Annotated in this window: 20 protein-coding genes; 17 read left to right on the top strand and 3 right to left on the bottom strand. The window is 51.2% G+C overall.

What is annotated here, in order from left to right:
• Window positions 1-46: 46 nt before the first annotated feature.
• The 13 genes from rseD (at window position 47) to shoB (ending at window position 10114) form a co-directional block, all read left to right on the top strand.
• A complete protein-coding gene (gene rseD, locus A7098_RS23675) occupies window positions 47-202 on the top strand; it encodes a rpoE leader peptide RseD (protein WP_032147913.1) in 156 nt (51 codons plus the stop codon).
• Complete coding sequence (rpoE, locus tag A7098_RS06755; RefSeq protein ID WP_001295364.1) at window positions 199-774, top strand: RNA polymerase sigma factor RpoE; 576 nt, start codon at window positions 199-201, stop codon at window positions 772-774. Before rseD ends, rpoE begins: the two co-directional genes overlap by 4 nt.
• A gap of 32 nt (window positions 775-806) precedes the next feature.
• On the top strand, window positions 807-1457 hold the full coding sequence (gene rseA, locus A7098_RS06760) for an anti-sigma-E factor RseA (protein ID WP_085461026.1): 651 nt from the start codon (window positions 807-809) through the stop codon (window positions 1455-1457).
• The gene (rseB, locus tag A7098_RS06765; protein ID WP_105280538.1) at window positions 1457-2413 is read left to right on the top strand and encodes a sigma-E factor regulatory protein RseB; all 957 of its coding nucleotides are present in this window, start codon (window positions 1457-1459) and stop codon (window positions 2411-2413) included. The genes rseA and rseB overlap by 1 nt, the downstream gene beginning before the upstream one ends.
• Entirely contained in the window at window positions 2410-2889 is a 480-nt protein-coding gene (gene rseC, locus A7098_RS06770; RefSeq protein WP_000589060.1) for a SoxR-reducing system protein RseC, read from the top strand. The genes rseB and rseC overlap by 4 nt, the downstream gene beginning before the upstream one ends.
• A gap of 197 nt (window positions 2890-3086) precedes the next feature.
• Entirely contained in the window at window positions 3087-4886 is a 1800-nt protein-coding gene (gene lepA / locus A7098_RS06775) for a translation elongation factor 4 (protein WP_000790173.1), read from the top strand.
• A gap of 15 nt (window positions 4887-4901) precedes the next feature.
• A complete protein-coding gene (gene lepB / locus A7098_RS06780) occupies window positions 4902-5876 on the top strand; it encodes a signal peptidase I (RefSeq protein ID WP_000002532.1) in 975 nt (324 codons plus the stop codon).
• A gap of 272 nt (window positions 5877-6148) precedes the next feature.
• Complete coding sequence (rnc, locus tag A7098_RS06790) at window positions 6149-6829, top strand: ribonuclease III (protein ID WP_001068343.1); 681 nt, start codon at window positions 6149-6151, stop codon at window positions 6827-6829.
• Window positions 6826-7731 carry a GTPase Era gene (era, locus tag A7098_RS06795; protein ID WP_000020737.1) on the top strand — a complete coding sequence of 302 codons (906 nt, stop codon included), beginning with the start codon at window positions 6826-6828 and terminating at the stop codon, window positions 7729-7731. Before rnc ends, era begins: the two co-directional genes overlap by 4 nt.
• Window positions 7732-7742: 11 nt before the next feature.
• The gene (gene recO, locus A7098_RS06800; protein WP_105280540.1) at window positions 7743-8471 is read left to right on the top strand and encodes a DNA repair protein RecO; all 729 of its coding nucleotides are present in this window, start codon (window positions 7743-7745) and stop codon (window positions 8469-8471) included.
• An 11-nt stretch (window positions 8472-8482) separates the two neighbouring features.
• A complete protein-coding gene (gene pdxJ, locus A7098_RS06805; RefSeq protein WP_001297412.1) occupies window positions 8483-9214 on the top strand; it encodes a pyridoxine 5'-phosphate synthase in 732 nt (243 codons plus the stop codon).
• Window positions 9214-9594: a holo-ACP synthase gene (gene acpS / locus A7098_RS06810; RefSeq protein WP_000986026.1), complete on the top strand. Its 381-nt coding sequence runs from the start codon at window positions 9214-9216 to the stop codon at window positions 9592-9594. Before pdxJ ends, acpS begins: the two co-directional genes overlap by 1 nt.
• 439 nt (window positions 9595-10033) lie before the next feature.
• Window positions 10034-10114: a type I toxin-antitoxin system toxin ShoB gene (shoB, locus tag A7098_RS06820; RefSeq protein WP_000128779.1), complete on the top strand. Its 81-nt coding sequence runs from the start codon at window positions 10034-10036 to the stop codon at window positions 10112-10114.
• A 193-nt stretch (window positions 10115-10307) separates the two neighbouring features.
• Here shoB and yfhL read toward each other — a convergent pair whose 3' ends face one another.
• Both yfhL and A7098_RS06830 read right to left on the bottom strand, forming a co-directional pair.
• The gene (gene yfhL, locus A7098_RS06825) at window positions 10308-10568 is read right to left on the bottom strand and encodes a 4Fe-4S dicluster ferredoxin YfhL (protein WP_001196294.1); all 261 of its coding nucleotides are present in this window, start codon (window positions 10566-10568) and stop codon (window positions 10308-10310) included.
• 55 nt (window positions 10569-10623) lie between these two features.
• Window positions 10624-11472, bottom strand: a complete 849-nt coding sequence (locus A7098_RS06830) for a MurR/RpiR family transcriptional regulator (RefSeq protein ID WP_001013782.1) — start codon at window positions 11470-11472, stop codon at window positions 10624-10626.
• Between the two features lie 208 nt (window positions 11473-11680).
• Here A7098_RS06830 and yfhb point away from each other — a divergent pair, with 208 nt between their 5' ends.
• Both yfhb and tadA read left to right on the top strand, forming a co-directional pair.
• A complete protein-coding gene (gene yfhb / locus A7098_RS06835) occupies window positions 11681-12316 on the top strand; it encodes a phosphatidylglycerophosphatase C (RefSeq protein WP_105280541.1) in 636 nt (211 codons plus the stop codon).
• A gap of 57 nt (window positions 12317-12373) precedes the next feature.
• Window positions 12374-12877 (top strand): tRNA adenosine(34) deaminase TadA, encoded by a 504-nt coding sequence (gene tadA / locus A7098_RS06840; RefSeq protein ID WP_016158802.1) that lies wholly within the window; start codon window positions 12374-12376, stop codon window positions 12875-12877.
• On the opposite strand, the gene mltF is transcribed toward tadA, so the two are convergent.
• The gene (gene mltF, locus A7098_RS06845; RefSeq protein ID WP_085461025.1) at window positions 12874-14430 is read right to left on the bottom strand and encodes a membrane-bound lytic murein transglycosylase MltF; all 1557 of its coding nucleotides are present in this window, start codon (window positions 14428-14430) and stop codon (window positions 12874-12876) included. The genes tadA and mltF overlap by 4 nt on opposite strands.
• Window positions 14431-14687: 257 nt before the next feature.
• Here mltF and purL point away from each other — a divergent pair, with 257 nt between their 5' ends.
• Window positions 14688-18575 (top strand): phosphoribosylformylglycinamidine synthase, encoded by a 3888-nt coding sequence (gene purL, locus A7098_RS06855; protein ID WP_105280542.1) that lies wholly within the window; start codon window positions 14688-14690, stop codon window positions 18573-18575.
• A 650-nt stretch (window positions 18576-19225) separates the two neighbouring features.
• Window positions 19226-20653 carry a two component system sensor histidine kinase QseE/GlrK gene (qseE, locus tag A7098_RS06860; protein ID WP_024165054.1) on the top strand — a complete coding sequence of 476 codons (1428 nt, stop codon included), beginning with the start codon at window positions 19226-19228 and terminating at the stop codon, window positions 20651-20653.
• Window positions 20654-20705: the final 52 nt, after the last annotated feature.

The raw sequence follows: 20705 nt of genomic DNA on the forward strand, positions 1-20705 counted from the left end.
ACAGATAATGCGTTATTCAGATTCTGTAGACTTATAATGATAGATAATGATCCGTCTACAGCATGACAAACAAAAACAGATGCGTTACGGAACTTTACAAAAACGAGACACTCTAACCCTTTGCTTGCTCAAATTGCAGCTAATGGAGTGGCGTTTCGATAGCGCGTGGAAATTTGGTTTGGGGAGATTTTACCTCGGATGAGCGAGCAGTTAACGGACCAGGTCCTGGTTGAGCGGGTCCAGAAGGGAGATCAGAAAGCCTTTAACTTACTGGTAGTGCGCTATCAGCATAAGGTGGCGAGTCTGGTTTCCCGCTATGTGCCGTCGGGTGATGTTCCCGATGTGGTACAAGAAGCTTTTATTAAAGCCTATCGTGCGCTGGATTCGTTCCGGGGAGATAGTGCTTTTTATACATGGCTGTATCGGATTGCTGTTAATACGGCAAAAAATTACCTGGTTGCTCAGGGGCGTCGTCCACCTTCCAGTGATGTGGATGCCATTGAAGCTGAAAACTTCGAAAGTGGCGGCGCGCTGAAAGAAATTTCGAACCCTGAGAACTTAATGTTGTCAGAAGAACTGAGACAGATAGTTTTCCGAACTATTGAGTCCCTCCCGGAAGATTTACGCATGGCAATAACCTTGCGGGAGCTGGATGGCCTGAGCTATGAAGAGATAGCCGCTATCATGGATTGTCCGGTGGGTACGGTGCGTTCACGTATCTTCCGTGCGAGGGAAGCTATTGATAATAAAGTTCAACCGCTTATCAGGCGTTGACGATAGCGGGATACTGGATAAGGGTATTAGGCATGCAGAAAGAACAACTTTCCGCTTTAATGGATGGCGAAACGCTGGATAGTGAGCTGCTTAACGAACTGGCTCACAACCCGGAAATGCAGAAAACCTGGGAAAACTATCACTTAATCCGTGACTCTATGCGGGGTGATACTCCCGAGGTACTTCATTTCGATATCTCTTCCCGCGTGATGGCTGCCATTGAAGAAGAGCCAGTACGTCAACCGACGACATTGATCCCAGAGGCTCAGCCTGCACCGCATCAATGGCAGAAAATGCCATTCTGGCAGAAAGTCCGTCCGTGGGCGGCACAGCTTACCCAAATGGGCGTAGCGGCGTGTGTATCGCTTGCAGTTATCGTTGGCGTCCAGCACTATAATGGACAATCTGAAACGTCCCAGCAGCCCGAAACTCCGGTATTTAATACTCTGCCGATGATGGGTAAAGCCAGTCCGGTAAGTCTGGGAGTGCCTTCTGAAGCGACTACGAACAATGGTCAACAGCAGCAGGTACAGGAGCAGCGTCGTCGCATTAATGCCATGTTGCAGGATTACGAACTGCAACGTCGACTCCACTCCGAACAGCTTCAGTTTGAGCAGGCCCAGACACAGCAAGCCGCTGTACAGGTGCCAGGAATTCAAACTTTAGGAACGCAATCGCAGTAATGAAGCAACTTTGGTTTGCCATGTCATTAGTGACAGGTAGCCTGTTATTCTCTGCTAACGCCTCGGCCACCCCTGCGTCCGGGGCGTTATTACAGCAGATGAACCTGGCTAGCCAGTCACTGAATTACGAGCTGTCATTCATCAGCATCAATAAACAAGGTGTTGAGTCTCTGCGTTATCGACATGCACGCCTCGATAACCGTCCTCTTGCACAGTTGTTGCAAATGGATGGCCCGCGCCGGGAAGTGGTACAGCGCGGCAATGAAATCAGCTATTTTGAACCGGGTCTTGAACCGTTCACACTTAATGGCGATTACATTGTTGATTCTCTGCCATCGCTCATCTATACCGATTTCAAACGTCTTTCTCCATACTACGACTTTATCTCCGTGGGGCGTACGCGTATTGCCGACCGCTTATGTGAGGTAATCCGCGTAGTAGCTCGTGATGGCACACGCTACAGCTACATCGTATGGATGGATACCGAATCGAAATTACCGATGCGGGTAGATCTCCTTGATCGTGATGGTGAAACGCTGGAACAATTCCGTGTGATTGCTTTCAACGTCAATCAGGATATCAGCAGCAGTATGCAGACGCTGGCGAAAGCGAACTTGCCACCGCTGCTTTCTGTACCTGTGGGTGAAAAAGCCAAATTTAACTGGACTCCAACCTGGTTGCCGCAGGGCTTTAGTGAAGTCTCCAGCAGTCGGCGTTCGTTACCGACGATGGACAACATGCCTATCGAATCACGTCTCTATTCCGACGGATTATTCAGCTTCTCGGTAAACGTAAACCGTGCTACGCCATCGAGCACCGACCAGATGTTGCGCACCGGACGCAGAACCGTCAGTACCAGCGTACGTGATAACGCCGAAATCACCATTGTTGGTGAACTGCCACCGCAAACGGCGAAGCGCATTGCCGAGAATATTAAGTTTGGGGCAGGGCAATGATTAAAGAGTGGGCCACTGTTGTCTCCTGGAAAAACGGGCAGGCGCTGGTCAGTTGTGATGTCAAAGCCTCATGTAGCAGCTGTGCTTCCCGTGCTGGTTGCGGTAGCCGCGTGTTAAATAAACTTGGCCCGCAAACCACGCATACCATCGTCGTACCCTGTGATGAACCGTTAGTGCCGGGGCAAAAAGTGGAATTAGGAATCGCCGAAGGCAGCCTGCTCAGCTCCGCATTACTGGTTTATATGTCGCCGTTGGTGGGATTATTCTTCATCGCTTCGTTATTTCAGCTACTCTTTGCTTCAGATATTGCAGCATTATGTGGTGCGATTCTCGGCGGCGTTGGCGGATTCCTCATTGCGCGTGGATTCTCACGTAAGTTTGCTGCCCGGGCAGAGTGGCAACCTGTCATTTTAAGTGTGGCATTGCCGCCTGGCCTTGTGCGATTTGAAACATCTTCGGAAGACGCGAGCCAGTGATTTCACTGGCTTTGTTGTATTTTGCATAACAAATGCGAGGACGTTTCCAGATACCACAATCCATACGGTATGAACATTTCCTCGCCTCAATGTTGTAGTGTAGAATGCGGCGTTTCTATTAATACAGACGTTAAGCTCAGAACAGCGACTTCTAAAAGCCTGGTTAACCGGGCATTAAGGCACAATAATCATACTTTATGAAGAATATACGTAACTTTTCGATCATAGCTCACATTGACCACGGTAAATCGACGCTGTCTGACCGTATTATCCAGATCTGCGGTGGCCTGTCTGACCGTGAAATGGAGGCACAGGTTCTCGATTCCATGGATCTTGAGCGTGAGCGTGGCATAACTATCAAAGCGCAGAGCGTGACGCTGGACTATAAAGCGTCCGATGGCGAAACCTATCAACTTAACTTTATCGACACCCCGGGTCATGTGGACTTCTCTTATGAAGTATCGCGTTCGCTGGCCGCTTGTGAAGGTGCATTGCTGGTGGTTGACGCCGGGCAGGGCGTAGAAGCGCAAACCCTGGCAAACTGCTACACCGCAATGGAAATGGATCTTGAAGTGGTGCCGGTACTGAATAAGATTGACTTACCGGCAGCCGATCCGGAACGCGTGGCGGAAGAAATTGAAGATATCGTTGGTATCGACGCCACCGACGCAGTGCGTTGCTCGGCGAAAACCGGCGTTGGTGTGCAGGACGTTCTTGAACGTCTGGTGCGCGACATCCCACCGCCGGAAGGCGATCCGGAAGGCCCGTTGCAGGCTCTGATTATCGACTCCTGGTTCGACAACTACCTGGGCGTTGTCTCACTTATCCGTATTAAAAACGGCACCCTGCGTAAGGGCGACAAAGTGAAAGTCATGAGTACCGGGCAGACTTATAACGCCGACCGTCTGGGTATTTTCACGCCGAAGCAAGTTGACCGTACAGAACTGAAATGTGGCGAAGTAGGCTGGTTGGTATGTGCGATTAAAGATATCCACGGCGCACCAGTCGGTGACACCTTAACGCTGGCGCGTAATCCGGCAGAAAAGGCGCTGCCAGGATTTAAAAAAGTCAAACCGCAGGTTTACGCCGGTTTGTTTCCGGTAAGTTCTGACGACTATGAAGCCTTCCGCGATGCGCTGGGCAAACTTAGCCTGAACGATGCCTCATTGTTCTATGAGCCAGAAAGCTCCACGGCGCTGGGCTTTGGTTTCCGCTGCGGCTTCCTCGGCCTGCTGCACATGGAGATCATTCAGGAACGTCTGGAACGCGAGTACGACCTTGACCTGATTACTACCGCTCCGACAGTAGTGTATGAAGTAGAAACTACGGCGAAAGAAGTTATCTACGTCGACAGCCCATCCAAGCTGCCAGCGGTGAATAACATCTATGAATTGCGCGAACCGATAGCAGAGTGTCACATGCTGCTGCCGCAGGCGTATCTTGGTAACGTCATTACGCTATGCGTAGAAAAACGCGGCGTACAGACCAACATGGTTTATCACGGTAACCAGGTGGCACTGACGTATGAGATCCCTATGGCGGAAGTGGTACTCGACTTCTTCGATCGCCTGAAATCTACCTCGCGTGGTTATGCGTCTTTGGATTACAACTTCAAACGCTTCCAGGCGTCCGACATGGTGCGTGTTGACGTTTTAATCAACGGTGAACGTGTTGATGCGCTGGCGTTGATCACCCACCGTGATAATTCGCAAAACCGTGGTCGCGAGCTGGTGGAGAAGATGAAAGATCTGATCCCCCGCCAGCAGTTTGATATCGCCATTCAGGCTGCGATTGGAACGCACATCATTGCGCGTTCCACCGTGAAACAGCTGCGTAAAAACGTACTGGCTAAATGTTATGGCGGCGATATCAGCCGTAAGAAAAAGCTGCTGCAGAAGCAGAAAGAAGGTAAGAAACGCATGAAGCAGATCGGTAACGTCGAACTGCCGCAGGAAGCGTTCCTCGCCATTCTGCACGTCGGCAAAGACAACAAATAACCATTAGGAGTTGGCATGGCGAATATGTTTGCCCTGATTCTGGTGATTGCCACACTGGTGACGGGCATTTTGTGGTGCGTGGATAAATTCTTTTTCGCACCTAAACGGCGGGAACGTCAGGCAGCAGCACAAGCAGCTGCCGGGGACTCACTGGATAAAGCAACGCTGAAAAAAGTTGCGCCGAAGCCAGGTTGGCTCGAAACCGGCGCTTCTGTATTTCCGGTGCTGGCTATCGTATTGATTGTGCGTTCGTTTATTTATGAACCGTTCCAGATCCCGTCAGGTTCGATGATGCCGACTCTGTTAATCGGTGACTTTATTCTGGTAGAGAAGTTTGCTTACGGCATTAAAGATCCTATCTACCAGAAAACGCTGATCGAAACCGGTCATCCGAAACGTGGCGATATCGTGGTCTTTAAATACCCGGAAGATCCAAAGCTTGATTACATCAAGCGTGCGGTGGGTTTACCGGGCGATAAAGTCACTTACGATCCGGTTGCGAAAGAGGTGACTATTCAACCGGGATGCAGTTCCGGTCAGGCGTGTGAAAACGCGCTGCCGGTCACCTACTCAAACGTGGAACCGAGCGATTTCGTTCAGACCTTCTCGCGTCGTAACGGCGGGGAAGCAACCAGCGGATTCTTTGAGGTGCCGAAAAACGAAACCAAAGAAAATGGAATTCGTCTTTCTGAACGTAAAGAGACACTGGGCGATGTAACGCATCGTATCCTGACCGTGCCGATTGCGCAGGATCAGGTGGGGATGTATTACCAGCAGCCAGGACAACAACTGGCAACCTGGATTGTTCCGCCGGGTCAATACTTCATGATGGGTGACAACCGCGACAACAGCGCGGACAGCCGTTACTGGGGCTTTGTGCCGGAAGCGAATCTGGTCGGTCGGGCAACGGCTATCTGGATGAGTTTCGATAAGCAAGAAGGCGAATGGCCGACTGGTGTGCGCTTAAGTCGTATTGGCGGCATCCATTAATAGCTTATCTTCGTTCACGTTGTCGCCGTTATGGCGACAACGTGAATTATTTATGAGATAAATCTCCCGTGACTAACGACATCCCCCGTCGTTGTGTATAGAATATTCCCCCGAAGTTTAAGGTTGGCATCTCCAGGTTGCCACGGCACACGAAACAGCGTTGGTCCCCATATACCGGTAAACTGAAACTGCAGCGAAGCAGTTAGCAGAGCCATGTATATCAGGTCTGTTTCGTGTGCTGAATTGTTGACGCATTTATTTATTGGTATCGCATGAACCCCATCGTAATTAATCGGCTTCAACGGAAGCTGGGCTACACTTTTAATCATCAGGAGCTGTTGCAGCAGGCATTAACCCATCGTAGTGCCAGCAGCAAACATAACGAGCGTTTAGAATTTTTAGGCGACTCTATTTTGAGCTACGTTATCGCCAATGCGCTGTATCACCGTTTCCCTCGTGTGGATGAAGGCGATATGAGCCGGATGCGCGCCACGCTGGTTCGTGGCAATACGCTGGCAGAACTGGCGCGTGAATTTGAGTTAGGTGAGTGCTTGCGTTTAGGGCCTGGTGAACTTAAAAGCGGTGGATTTCGTCGTGAGTCGATTCTTGCTGACACCGTTGAAGCATTAATTGGCGGCGTATTCCTCGACAGCGATATTCAGACCGTCGAGAAATTAATCCTTAACTGGTATCAAACCCGTCTGGACGAAATTAGCCCAGGCGATAAACAAAAAGATCCGAAAACGCGCTTGCAAGAATATTTGCAGGGGCGCCATCTGCCTCTGCCAACTTATCTGGTAGTTCAGGTACGTGGCGAAGCGCACGATCAGGAATTTACTATCCACTGCCAGGTTAGCGGCCTGAGCGAACCGGTGGTTGGCACAGGTTCAAGCCGTCGTAAGGCTGAACAGGCTGCCGCCGAACAGGCGTTGAAAAAACTGGAGCTGGAATGAGCATCGATAAAAGTTACTGCGGATTTATTGCTATCGTCGGACGTCCGAACGTTGGCAAATCCACATTGCTGAACAAACTGTTGGGGCAGAAAATCTCCATCACTTCCCGCAAAGCGCAGACAACCCGTCACCGCATTGTGGGTATCCATACTGAAGGCGCGTATCAGGCGATCTACGTCGATACTCCGGGTCTGCATATGGAAGAAAAACGCGCCATTAACCGCCTGATGAACAAAGCGGCGAGCAGCTCCATTGGCGACGTTGAGCTGGTGATTTTTGTCGTTGAAGGCACCCGCTGGACGCCGGACGATGAAATGGTGCTCAATAAGCTGCGTGACGGTAAAGCGCCGGTGATCCTCGCGGTGAACAAAGTGGACAACGTGCAGGAGAAAGCCGATCTGCTGCCACATCTGCAGTTCCTGGCAAGCCAGATGAATTTTCTCGATATCGTACCGATCTCTGCCGAAACCGGGCTGAATGTCGACACTATCGCAGCAATCGTGCGTAAGCATCTGCCTGAAGCGACCCATCACTTCCCGGAAGATTACATCACCGATCGCTCGCAGCGATTTATGGCCTCTGAAATCATCCGTGAAAAACTGATGCGTTTCCTCGGTGCTGAACTGCCGTACTCCGTGACCGTGGAGATCGAACGTTTCGTCTCTAACGAACGCGGCGGTTATGACATCAATGGTTTGATTCTCGTTGAGCGTGAAGGGCAGAAGAAGATGGTGATTGGCAACAAAGGGGCCAAGATCAAAACCATCGGGATTGAAGCGCGTAAAGACATGCAGGAAATGTTCGAAGCGCCTGTCCACCTTGAACTGTGGGTGAAAGTGAAATCCGGCTGGGCCGACGACGAACGTGCGCTGCGTAGTCTCGGTTACGTTGACGATCTCTAAGAGTTACTCCGATGGAAGGCTGGCAGCGCGCATTTGTCCTGCATAGTCGCCCGTGGAGCGAAACCAGCCTGATGCTGGATGTCTTCACGGAGGAATCGGGTCGCGTGCGTCTGGTTGCTAAAGGCGCACGTTCAAAACGTTCTACCCTGAAAGGCGCATTGCAGCCTTTCACGCCTCTCTTGCTTCGTTTTGGCGGGCGCGGTGAAGTCAAAACGCTGCGCAGTGCCGAAGCCGTCTCGCTGGCGCTGCCATTAAGTGGTATTACGCTTTACAGCGGTCTGTACATCAACGAACTTCTCTCCCGCGTGCTGGAATACGAGACCCGCTTCTCGGCACTCTTTTTCGATTACTTGCACTGCATTCAGTCTCTGGCAGGTGCCACTGGTACGCCAGAACCGGCGTTGCGTCGCTTTGAGCTGGCGTTGTTGGGGCATCTGGGTTATGGCGTCAACTTTACCCATTGTGCGGGTAGCGGTGAGCCGGTAGATGACACCATGACGTATCGTTATCGCGAAGAAAAAGGATTTATCGCCAGCGTAGTTATCGACAATAAAACTTTCACCGGGAGGCAGTTGAAAGCGTTATACGAGCGGGAGTTTCCTGACGCCGACACATTGCGTGCCGCGAAACGCTTTACCCGCATGGCGCTTAAGCCTTATCTTGGCGGTAAACCTTTAAAAAGCAGGGAACTGTTCCGGCAGTTTATGCCTAAGCGAACAGTGAAAACACATAATGACTGATGAGGATTGTCATGGCTGAATTACTGTTAGGCGTCAACATTGACCATATCGCAACGCTGCGTAATGCGCGTGGTACTGCTTACCCGGATCCGGTGCAGGCGGCGTTTATTGCCGAGCAGGCGGGCGCGGATGGCATTACCGTGCATTTGCGCGAAGATCGTCGCCACATTACCGACCGCGATGTGCGAATCCTGCGTCAGACGCTGGATACCCGCATGAATCTGGAAATGGCGGTGACCGAAGAGATGCTGGCGATTGCCGTTGAGACGAAGCCGCATTTTTGCTGCCTGGTGCCGGAAAAGCGTCAGGAAGTGACAACCGAAGGCGGCCTGGACGTTGCAGGTCAGCGTGACAAAATGCGCGATGCTTGCAAACGTCTGGCAGATGCCGGGATTCAGGTTTCTCTGTTTATCGACGCCGATGAAGAACAAATTAAAGCTGCCGCTGAGGTTGGCGCACCGTTTATTGAGATTCACACCGGTTGTTACGCTGATGCCAAAACTGATGCTGAACAGGCGCAAGAACTGGCGCGTATTGCCAAAGCTGCGACCTTTGCCGCAAGCCTCGGTCTGAAAGTTAATGCCGGTCACGGCCTGACCTATCACAACGTGAAAGCCATTGCTGCCATCCCTGAAATGCACGAACTGAATATTGGACATGCCATTATCGGTCGTGCGGTGATGACCGGACTGAAAGATGCGGTGGCAGAAATGAAGCGTCTGATGCTGGAAGCGCGTGGCTAATGGCAATATTAGGTTTAGGCACGGATATCGTGGAGATCGCCCGTATTGAAGCGGTGATCGCCCGATCCGGCGATCGCCTGGCACGACGCGTATTAAGCGATAATGAATGGGAGATCTGGAAAACGCACCATCAGCCGGTGCGTTTTCTGGCGAAGCGTTTTGCCGTGAAAGAAGCGGCGGCAAAAGCGTTTGGTACAGGGATCCGCAATGGCCTGGCATTTAATCAGTTTGAAGTGTTCAACGATGAACTCGGCAAGCCACGGCTGCGGTTGTGGGGCGAGGCGTTAAAATTGGCAGAAAAGCTGGGTGTCGCACATATGCATGTGACGCTGGCAGATGAACGCCACTATGCTTGCGCCACGGTAATAATTGAAAGTTAAAACTCTTTCTCGAACACCTAAATAATACCGTTCTTTTAAAAAGTAAAACCCCCGAACTGGTAAGGAACGGGGATTTTACTTTACAACTTTAAAATTTTGCAGCACACGATTCCAACGAAAATGATTATGGATCAATTTATCTGACCTGTACAAGCAACTTGCAATCTCTGACATAAAAAATTCGAGCCGGGACGAAGAATTTAATATTGATGAGAAGATTAACGTGACCGCTTTTTCATAAGTACATTAGAATCGACATCGTTATTGGCGATTTTGCTGTGTTCTACACCATACCACTGAATTCCCCCATTGAAACGAGTGGTGTCGTCAAAGCTCTGGTGTGGAGTGCAGCACTCGATTCCAATAACTCGCACGTTCAGTTTTGGGGAGATGTAAGGGCTAATCTGAACGGCTGCATTCCTTGTTTAAGGAAAAACGAATGACTGATTGTCGATACCTTATTAAACGGGTAATTAAAGTCGTCATTGCTGTTTTACAGCTGATCCTTCTGTTCTTATAACATCAGGAAACGTACTTAAGGCGCGTCGGCTTAACCAGTCTGACGCGCCTTTAATAATGATAATTAAGTGTCTGCGCAGATATTATAGAAATTCATTCAACGAATGTTTTTATTAATGACATCATGAAAATAAATATAATAATTTCGTTTTTACACGAGTGAATAAGTAATATCCTGCTCCAGAGGCAAAATACTAAATCTTATCCGCATGATGCATCAGCACAAATTTGTCCCACAACTGTTCTTCTGTTTCAACATGCGCCGGATCTTTCACAATAGTATTGGGGATCGGGCACACTTTCTGGCAGGTTGGCGTCTCGTAGTGACCTACGCATTCGGTACACTTATCGCTGTTAATCTCGTAGATATGTTCACCCATCGAAATCGCCTCATTCGGGCATTCGGGTTCACACATATCACAATTGATGCATTTTTTAGTGATTAACAGCGCCATAAGGAAACTCTCAAAACAACACAAACCGGGCGGGCATTATACGCGCATTCTTTACTCAAACCAGTTTTTTCACCAGCGCCTCACTATGACGAATACGTTCAGGTGCCAGTTCCAGATCCTGCTGGATCAGCGCAATGAACAGCAAATCCGTTAACATTCCCTGAGCATGACATGCGGAGATCGAAGCACTGTTTGTCGCTTGTTCTTCGGCAATGGTATACAGGCAATGAGAAGCGCGCTGTTGCAGGGCATTGGGGGTAAAACCGGTGATTGCCAGCACTTTTCCACCCACTCGTAGCATTTCATCTGCTGCCAGGTTTAACTCCCGCCGTACACCTGTGTATGAGATGGCTAATAACAAATCGTCCGGTGACGAAGCTTGTACTGTAGCAAGCAACGCGTGCATATCACGCTCAGCGGCAGCATTAAAACCAATCTTCATCAGCTTCCAGGCAAAATTCTGCGCCACCAGACCGGAAGCGCCGATACCAGTCAGAATAACCCGTCGCGCAGAACGAAGCATCGACACGCATTCATGTAGCTTCTCCTCACTATTGACGTTCAGTGTTGCGTACATGGCAGCCGTGTTTTCTTTAATCAGTTTTTCTCCAACCAGTCGTAACGGATCATTACCGCGAATTTGGTTATGAATGGGTACGGAAGGTGATTCCGGTTGGCTTGCCAGAGCTTCGCTTAACGCCAATTTAAGTGCCGGAAAACCTTTATAGCCAAGTTTTTGTGCGAACTTCACTACGCTTGACTGACTGACTCCGGCTTCGTTGGCCAGTTGTTGGGAACTAAGGTGGCGGGCAGTGTCCGGTTGTAGCAGGAGATAATCCGCCAGCTTTTTATCACTCTGGGCAAGCCCCTGGTAACGCTGACGGATACGAAGTAGGCCGTTCATATCTTTCCTCGCGATGAATTAATGGCGACAACAGGCAATATGAGACACAAGCGAGAGAATATTATATTCCATCAAAGTTAATTGCCATGAATTAAAAATTCCAGTCAACCATTATGCGATAGATTGTTGCCGGAAAAGTGATGATCTATCTGTTAGGCTATCTGGTAGTGAAAATTAATCAGGATGTATCAGTCCAGAGGGGTGTGGTTTGGCAACTCACGAGCGTCGTGTGGTGTTTTTTGACTTAGATGGAACATTGCATCAACAGGATATGTTTGGCAGTTTTCTGCGCTACTTACTGCGCCGACAGCCGCTGAATGCGTTACTTGTTCTGCCGCTGTTGCCGGTCATTGTCATTGCATTATTAATCAAGGGGCGAGCGGCACGTTGGCCGATGAGTCTGCTGCTATGGGGTTGTACCTTTGGTCATAGCGAAGCACGTTTACAGGCGTTACAAGCCGATTTCGTGCATTGGTTTCGCGACAATGTCACTGCTTTCCCGCTAGTGCAGGAACGTCTGACCAGCTATCTGCTAAGCTCCGATGCTGATATTTGGTTGATTACCGGTTCCCCTCAGGCTTTGGTCGAAGCGGTTTATTTCGATACGCCGTGGCTGCCACGCGTTAATCTTATCGCCAGTCAGATCCAGTGCGGCTATGGTGGCTGGGTGCTGACCATGCGCTGTCTCGGTTATGAAAAAGTCGCGCAACTGGAACGCAAAATCGGCACACCGCTGCGGCTGTACAGTGGCTATAGCGACAGTAATCAGGACAATCCGCTACTCTATTTTTGTCAGCATCGCTGGCGGGTAACGCCTCGCGGTGAACTCCAGCAACTGGAATAGAGTAAAGCATAGCGTCCGTGTATAATGCGCCGCGCTTTTATAACCGGAGTTTTCTTTTTGTCTGAAGTCGAATTTAGCCACGAATACTGGATGCGTCATGCGCTGACGCTGGCGAAACGTGCCTGGGACGAGCGAGAAGTGCCGGTCGGCGCGGTATTAGTGCATAACAATCGCGTAATCGGCGAAGGATGGAATCGTCCGATTGGCCGTCATGATCCTACTGCACATGCAGAAATCATGGCGCTGCGGCAAGGAGGGCTGGTGATGCAGAATTATCGCCTGATCGACGCCACGTTGTATGTCACGCTGGAGCCATGCGTGATGTGCGCCGGAGCGATGATTCACAGCCGCATTGGTCGCGTAGTCTTTGGCGCGCGTGATGCGAAAACTGGTGCCGCCGGATCATTAATGGATGTGCTGCACCATCCTGGTATGAATCATCGAGTGGAAATTACGGAAGGAATACTGGCAGATGAGTGCGCGGCGCTACTCAGCGATTTTTTCCGAATGCGCCGCCAGGAAATCAAAGCGCAGAAAAAAGCGCAACCCGCTACAGATTAATTTCGTTTCTCTTCACTTCCCTTCCTGGAAAACAGTAGAGAAGGGGAGTGCGTCAGATAATTAGATGACGACTGCGAAAGAAACGAGAGAAAGGGAAATTTTCCCTTTCCTAATTCAGCAGGTGATACCGCCGGATAATCCTGCGCCAGTTGCATCGCCGCTTCTGTAGCCTGCTTCTCTTTCTCTTGCAGATAACCCACCAGGCTAATCTGATACTTACGAATATTTTCGACATAAGCATAGGCTTCATGCCCACGCGCGTAGCCGTAAGTCAGCTTGCTGTAATAGGGTTTCTGGCTAAGTAAAGGCAGACGCTGTTTGACATCGGCCCAACTGTCAGGATTGCCTTTGGTTTTTGCCGTCAGGGCGCGGGCGTCCAGCATATGCGCATAGCCCATATTATAGGCGGCGAGCGCAAACCAGATCCGCTCATTTTCTGGCACGCTCTCTGGCACTTTACTCATCATATTCTGTAAGTAACGCGCGCCACCGCTGATGCTTTGTTCGGCATCAGTGCGGTCGGTAATGCCCAGGCTTTGCGCGGTATTTTTGGTTAACATCATCATGCCGCGTACACCGGTCGGCGAAGTGGCCTGTGCATCCCAGTGCGATTCCTGATAAGCAATCGCGGCCAGCAAACGCCAGTCAATTTCTTCGGCGTATTTCTCAAACAGCGGCTTTAACTGCGGCAGTACTGCATCAACGGCGCGTAAAAATGTGCGCGTATCAACGTAATCAAAATCATCGCCATGTCCGAGATATTTCTCTTCAATACGCGCCAGTGTGCCGTCCTCATTCATTTCATTGAAGAAGTCGAGCAGAGCCGCAGAAAGCGTATTATCGTTATCTAATTGACTAAACCAGGTTACCGGTTGTTCATCGGTGATATCCAGTGCCACAGCAAGTTCCGGGTGAACGCGCTGAAACAGGCTGATAGCGACAGAATCGGCAATGGTGTAATCCAGCTTACCTTCGATAACATCTTCCATTAACTCCACAGAACCTTTTCTGTCGTCCACTTTCCAGCTTAATTCCGGGAACTTAGTCTCTTTCAGTTTTTGCAGATCGTTAATGACAACATGCCCGGGAGCGACGGACAACTGTTCCGCCGTCAGATTGCCCAGCGTCCGTGGTCGATACTGACCCACTTTATAGACCAGTTGCTGTGAAACGGAATAATAGGTTGGGCCAGGCTGATAATTTTTAACCCTTTCGCTGTTATAGACCAGTCCCGCCGCCAGCAGATCGGCATCACCGTTATCGAGATCGTCAAACAACTGGCTGATGTTCTGCCGTACGGTGACTTTCAGTTTTACGCCGAGGTAATCGGCAAATTGTTTTGCCAGTTCGTAATCCAGACCAAAAGGTTTACCGTTGATTTCGTTATATGTCAGGGGAGTATGAATGGTGCTCACGCGCAACTCTCCCCGCGCTTGAATGGCGGCGATACGATTGTCGGCTTTACCAAACCAGGGAATGGATGGCCAGAGAGCGACCGCGAGAAGCAGTGCCAGAATGCCGATGAACAGATAATTAATCTTTAATTTTTTCAATTAGTTAATTCTCTGTGTCGTGCGCGTCCCAGCCTGAAAGATCGTAATGCTATTGAAAGGTTTACTCATAAATGAGCGGCATTTTGCGTAAACTTGCGCCAGTTGGCAACTTATTACAGAGATTGGCGGCACGCGTTGCTAATTCATGAGGGCGATTTTATTTCCACGCAAACGGTTTCGTCAGCGCATCAGATTCTTTATAATGACGCCCGTTTCCCCCCCTTGGGTACACCGAAAGCTTAGAAGACGAGAGACTTATGATGGAAATTCTGCGTGGTTCGCCTGCATTGTCGGCATTCCGAATCAACAAACTGCTGGCACGTTTTCAGGCTGCCAGGCTCCCGGTTCACAACATTTACGCCGAGTATGTCCATTTTGCTGACCTCAATGCGCCGTTAAACGATGATGAGCACGCACAACTTGAACGCCTGCTGAAATATGGCCCGGCACTCGCCAGCCACGCCCCGCAAGGTAAACTCCTGCTGGTGACCCCGCGTCCTGGCACCATCTCTCCCTGGTCTTCGAAAGCGACCGATATCGCCCATAACTGCGGGCTGCAACAGGTAAACCGCCTTGAGCGCGGCGTTGCTTACTATGTAGAAGTCGGTACGCTGACCAATGACCAATGGCAGCAGGTTACCGCTGAACTGCACGACCGCATGATGGAAACGGTCTTTTTCGCTTTAGATGATGCAGAACAGCTGTTTGCTCATCATCAACCGACTCCGGTTACCAGCGTTGATTTGCTGGGGCAGGGGCGTCAGGCGCTAATCGACGCTAACCTGCGTCTTGGCCTGGCACTGGCGGAAGATGAAATTGACTATCTGCAGGATGCTTTCACGAAGCTTGGTCGTAACCCGAACGACATAGAGCTTTATATGTTCGCCCAGGCGAACTCTGAGCACTGCCGTCATAAGATTTTTAACGCCGACTGGATTATCGACGGTGAACAGCAACCGAAATCGCTGTTCAAGATGATCAAAAACACCTTCGAAACCACACCGGATCACGTTCTCTCTGCTTATAAAGATAACGCCGCCGTAATGGAAGGTTCTGAAGTGGGCCGCTACTTTGCTGACCACGAAACAGGTCGCTACGACTATCATCAGGAACCGGCGCACATCCTGATGAAAGTAGAAACCCACAACCACCCGACGGCGATTTCTCCGTGGCCGGGCGCGGCGACTGGTTCCGGCGGCGAAATCCGTGATGAAGGCGCAACCGGACGCGGCGCGAAGCCGAAAGCCGGCCTGGTCGGTTTCTCCGTATCCAACCTGCGTATCCCTGGCTTTGAACAGCCGTGGGAAGAAGATTTCGGTAAGCCTGAACGTATTGTTACTGCACTGGATATCATGACCGAAGGCCCGCTGGGCGGCGCGGCGTTTAACAATGAATTTGGTCGTCCGGCACTGAACGGCTATTTCCGTACATATGAAGAAAAAGTGAACAGCCACAACGGCGAAGAGCTGCGCGGTTATCACAAACCGATCATGCTGGCGGGCGGGATCGGCAATATTCGCGCCGATCACGTACAAAAAGGTGAGATCAACGTCGGCGCGAAGCTGGTCGTTCTCGGCGGCCCGGCAATGAACATCGGCCTTGGCGGCGGCGCGGCGTCTTCCATGGCGTCTGGTCAGTCTGATGCCGACCTCGATTTTGCTTCCGTACAGCGCGATAACCCGGAGATGGAGCGTCGTTGCCAGGAAGTGATCGACCGTTGCTGGCAGTTGGGTGATGCCAACCCAATTCTGTTTATCCATGACGTTGGCGCGGGCGGTCTTTCTAACGCCATGCCGGAACTGGTGAGCGACGGCGGACGCGGTGGTAAATTCGAACTGCGCGATATTCTGAGCGATGAACCGGGCATGAGCCCGCTGGAAATCTGGTGTAACGAATCCCAGGAACGCTACGTGCTGGCGGTTGCAGCCGATCAGTTACCGCTGTTTGACGAATTGTGTAAACGTGAACGTGCGCCATACGCGGTGATTGGTGAAGCGACCGAAGAACTGCATCTTTCTCTGCACGATCGTCATTTTGATAATCAGCCAATCGATCTGCCGCTGGACGTGCTGCTTGGCAAAACGCCGAAGATGACCCGCGATGTACAAACGCTGAAAGCGAAGGGCGATGCGCTGGCTCGTGAAGGGATCACCATTGCTGACGCGGTGAAACGCGTGCTGCATTTGCCGACTGTGGCAGAGAAAACCTTCCTTGTGACCATTGGCGACCGCAGCGTAACCGGCATGGTGGCGCGCGATCAGATGGTGGGGCCGTGGCAGGTGCCGGTCGCTAACTGCGCGGTCACTACCGCCAGCCTCGACAGCTATTACGGTGAAGCGATGGCAATTGGCGAACGTGCGCCGGTTGCGCTGCTGGATTTCGCCGCCTCTGCCCGTCTGGCAGTTGGTGAAGCGTTAACCAACATCGCCGCTACGCAGATTGGCGATATCAAACGCATCAAACTTTCCGCCAACTGGATGGCGGCTGCAGGTCATCCTGGCGAAGATGCGGGTCTGTATGAAGCCGTAAAAGCGGTGGGTGAAGAGCTTTGCCCGGCGCTCGGCCTGACTATTCCGGTGGGTAAAGACTCCATGTCGATGAAAACCCGCTGGCAGGAAGGTAACGAAGAACGCGAAATGACGTCGCCGCTGTCACTGGTCATTTCTGCATTTGCCCGCGTGGAAGATGTGCGTCACACCATCACGCCGCAGCTTTCTACCGAAGATAACGCACTGCTGCTGATTGATTTGGGCAAAGGCAATAACGCGCTGGGCGCAACGGCGCTGGCGCAGGTTTATCGTCAGCTTGGCGACAAACCGGCAGATGTACGCGATGTCGCGCAACTGAAAGGCTTCTATGACGCGATTCAGGCGCTGGTTGCACAGCGTAAGTTGCTCGCGTATCACGACCGCTCTGACGGTGGCCTGCTGGTAACGCTGGCGGAAATGGCGTTTGCCGGTCATTGCGGTATTGAAGCGGATATCGCCACTCTGGGTGACGATCGCCTGGCGGCGTTGTTTAACGAAGAGCTGGGGGCAGTGATTCAGGTACGTGCCGCTGACCGTGAAGCGGTCGAAGCCGTACTGGCACAGTATGGCCTTGCTGATTGCGTCCATTATGTCGGCCAGGCGGTATCTGGCGACCGTTTTGTGATTACCGCCAACGGGCAGGCTGTATTCAGCGAAAGCCGTACTACGTTGCGTGTCTGGTGGGCAGAAACCACCTGGCAGATGCAGCGCCTGCGTGACAACCCGGAGTGTGCCGATCAGGAGCATCAGGCGAAATCTAATGACGCCGATCCGGGTCTGAATGTGAAATTGTCGTTCGATATCAACGAAGATGTGGCGGCACCGTTTATTGCTACTGGCGCGCGCCCGAAAGTTGCCGTACTGCGTGAGCAGGGCGTGAACTCGCATGTGGAAATGGCGGCAGCGTTCCACCGTGCGGGCTTCGATGCTATCGACGTGCATATGAGCGACCTGCTGGCTGGACGCACTGGCCTGGAGGATTTCCACGCTCTGGTGGCGTGCGGTGGTTTCTCCTACGGTGATGTGCTGGGTGCCGGTGAAGGTTGGGCGAAGTCTATCCTGTTCAATAATCGTGTACGCGATGAGTTTGCAACCTTCTTCCACCGTCCGCAAACGCTGGCGCTGGGGGTATGTAACGGTTGCCAAATGATGTCTAATCTGCGTGAACTGATCCCGGGTAGCGAGTTGTGGCCACGTTTTGTGCGTAACACCTCCGATCGCTTTGAAGCGCGTTTCAGCCTGGTAGAAGTAACCCAAAGCCCGTCGCTGCTGTTGCAGGGGATGGTGGGTTCACAGATGCCGATTGCCGTTTCTCACGGTGAAGGGCGTGCTGAAGTACGCGATGCGGCGCATCTGGCAGCACTGGAAAGCAAAGGGCTGGTGGCGCTGCGTTATGTCGATAACTTCGGCAAGGTTACCGAAACTTACCCGGCTAACCCGAACGGTTCACCGAACGGTATTACGGCGGTTACGACTGAAAGCGGTCGAGTTACCATTATGATGCCGCACCCGGAACGTGTTTTCCGTACTGTCAGCAACTCCTGGCATCCGGAAAACTGGGGCGAGGATGGTCCATGGATGCGCATTTTCCGCAATGCGCGTAAGCAGCTGGGTTAAGGTATCGGGCAATATGCGCATCGCCTGATGCGCTATGCTTACCTGGTTGGCTCGGTTAGTTTTGCAATATATTGAATTCGCAAGATTTTGTAGGCTGAATAAAGCGTTTACGCCGCATCCGGCATTACACAACCACTTAGCCAACAGTTATAAGCTCCCAGCTCCGGGAGCTTTTTTGTGTCTGTAAATCACGACAATGTGTGAGTTATCGTGTCGCTTATAGGTGACACTTAACTTATTGATTTAATTTAAAACGAATAATTTTAGCTTCAGATGTCTCTTTTAAGCGACACAGTGGCTGATTTATAGCCAAACAGTGGGGCAGCCATTAATCCATCAAACTCACGCTTTATCAATACGTTATCAAACCATTTTATTTATTGGCACAGTTACTGCATAATAATAACCAGTGGCTCATTCATCCGCTTATGTCAGCCCCTTCGGGACGTGCTACATAAAATTAGAATGACGCACAACAAGGTGCCTGCCGTCCAACTTCTGATATCAGCTTAGCTATATCAACCATCGGGCGAAACGTCGAGTTAGGCACCGCCTTATTCCACAACAAAGCCGGGTAATTCCCGGCTTTGTTGTATCTGAACGTCCCCTCGGTTAGCATCACTCTATTCGCGTCTGACGAGAGTAACACCTTGAAACGCTGGCCCGTTTTTCCCCGCTCATTACGACAACTGGTAATGCTGGCATTCTTGCTCATTTTGCTCCCTCTGTTGGTACTGGCATGGCAAGCCTGGCAAAGCCTGAATGCGCTTAGCGATCAGGCGGCGCTGGTTAACCGCACTACGCTTATCGATGCCCGGCGCAGTGAAGCGATGACCAACGCGGCGCTGGAGATGGAGCGTAGCTACCGTCAGTATTGCGTGCTGGACGACCCTACGCTTGCGAAGGTTTATCAAAGCCAGCGCAAGCGTTACAGCGAAATGCTCGATGCCCACGCAGGTGTGCTGCCGGACGATAAACTTTACCAGGCATTGCGTCAGGATTTGAATAATCTGGCTCAACTTCAGTGTAACAACAGCGGTCCTGATGCTGCCGCCGCCGCGCGTCTGGAAGCCTTCGCCAATGCCAATACCGAAATGGTGCAGGCCACGCGCACAGTGGTGTTCTCTCGTGGACAGCAACTTCAGCGTGAAATTGCCGAACGTGGGCAATATTTTGGTTGGCAATCGCTGGTGCTATTTCTGGTGAGTCTGGTGATGGTACTGCTTTTCACGCGGATGATTATCGGGCCGGTGAAAAATATCGAGCGCATGATCAATCGGCTGGGGGAGGGGCGTTCCCTGGGCAATAGCGTCTCGTTCAGTGGACCGAGCGAGTTACGCTCGGTTGGGCAACGTATTCTTTGGTTAAGTGAGCGCCTGTCATGGCTGGAATCCCAACGCCATCAATTTTTAAGACATTTATCTCATGAATTAAAAACGCCACTGGCGAGTATGCGCGAGGGCACTGAATTACTGGCTGACCAGGTTGTCGGGCCGCTTACGCCAGAGCAAAAAGAGGTGGTGAGCATTCTTGATAGCAGTAGCCGCAATTTGCAAAAACTGATCGAACAACTGCTTGATTACAACCGTAAACAGGCGGACGGCGCGGTGGAGCTGGAGAACGTAGAGCTGGCACCGCTGGTAGAGATGGTGGTTTCCGCTCACAGCTTGCCAGCACGGGCTAAAATGATGCATACCGACGTCGATCTCAAAGCAACAACTTGCCTGGCGGAGCCAATGCTGCTGATGAGCGTACTGGATAATCTTTACTCCAATGCGGTGCACTACGGGGCTGAATCCGGTAACATTTGCCTTCGCAGTAGTTTACATGGTGCGCGGGTTTATATTGATGTCATCAATACAGGCACGCCCATTCCGCAAGAGGAGCGCGCCATGATCTTCGAACCCTTTTTTCAGGGAAGCCACCAGCGAAAAGGGGCGGTGAAGGGCAGCGGTCTGGGATTAAGCATTGCCAGGGATTGTATTCGCCGTATGCAGGGGGAACTGTATCTGGTCGACGAGAGCGGGCAAGATGTTTGTTTCCGCATTGAATTACCGTCGTCGAAAAACACGAAATAATGTTAAGAGCCTATCCCATTAGGCTATTTTATTTGCCAGTTTGGCTCCGGGC

Origin of the sequence: Escherichia sp. MOD1-EC7011 (assembly GCF_002965005.1) — a bacterium.
In the GTDB taxonomy this organism is placed as follows: Bacteria; Pseudomonadota; Gammaproteobacteria; order Enterobacterales; family Enterobacteriaceae; genus Escherichia; species Escherichia ruysiae.